Source organism: Flavobacterium sp. XS2P24, from assembly GCF_030010285.1.
Classification (GTDB): domain Bacteria; phylum Bacteroidota; class Bacteroidia; order Flavobacteriales; family Flavobacteriaceae; genus Flavobacterium; species Flavobacterium algoritolerans.
Genome location: NZ_JASCRU010000092.1, coordinates 1 through 1,008, shown reverse-complemented (window position 1 = coordinate 1,008; position 1,008 = coordinate 1). Strand labels below are relative to the sequence as shown.

The window sequence follows — 1,008 nt, the reverse complement described above, 5'->3', positions numbered from 1 at the left end:
TATATGCTTGTCCGTTTAGTTGCCTATAATTCATTCCATTGATGATTGACTCCAGCAATGATTAGTCTTTCCATTGTTTTATCTTGAAAATATCTTCGATTGAATTTGTAGCAAAACTCATTTAGATAATTTTCCAGAAAATCATCATCAATTCGATGATGTACATCTAACAAAAGCCTTTTGGCATTACTTATTGCTTTATGAACCCAAGGTAACACTTTGTTTACATTGGTTTTGTCTACTTTATGTGCCGTGTGATTTATGCTCTCGCTTATTTTTTTGTATGATGAATAATTATCTGTAACAACGTCAGCGCCTGGTTCTACTCCAGTTTCTATCTTTTGGTTTATCGTTCCAGATTTTAAATTATGGATAACTTTCATTTTCAAATAGCCAACTTTCTTATCTGGACGGTTTTTATTTTTGTTCCCTTTATTTTCTTTGGATTGAATCATTACCAAAACGGTGGTCTGTTTTTGACTTCCTCTTCCTCGCTTGCTTATTTCGTCTTTTGAAAGGTTTTTATTGACTGTTTCGAAAAAACCTTCATCAAGTTCAATAGAATCTGTTAATTGATATTCATCATCTCGCAATCCCATAACCGACCGAATCTTGTGCATCATAAGCCAAATTGGTTCATATCGTTTATGATTTAATTGCCTTTGCATTTCCTTTGCAGAAAAACTTTTCTTTGTGGCTGTTAATAAATGCATAGCTATAAACCAGTACTGAAATGGCAATTTGCTTGATTGCATTACCGTGCCTGATCTTAACGAAGTTCTGTATTTGCATTGTTTACATTCATAACTCCATTTGTCTTTTTTCCAATAATGCTCTGTGCATTTACATTTTTTACAAACAATCCCTTCCTTATCTCGTATCGCTTTGAACTTGACTTTACAGCTCAATTCATCTGGATACTCTTTATAAAAATCTAAAATATTCATATCAAATCTGTTTAGATTTTAAAGATACAAAAAAATTAGGTGTTAATACGGATAAACATAT

1 protein-coding gene is annotated in these 1,008 nt (G+C 32.0%); it reads right to left on the bottom strand.

The features are described from left to right. Nucleotides 1-23: 23 nt before the first annotated feature. Entirely contained in the window at nucleotides 24-947 is a 924-nt protein-coding gene (locus tag QLS31_RS16360) for an IS1595 family transposase (protein ID WP_282744721.1), read from the bottom strand. Nucleotides 948-1,008 lie beyond the last annotated feature (61 nt).

Bases quoted from the DNA above. Each gene is read 5' to 3' on its own strand.
- QLS31_RS16360 (WP_282744721.1), bottom strand. From the start codon at position 947: ATGAATATTTTAGATTTTTATAAAGAGTATCCAGATGAATTGAGCTGT.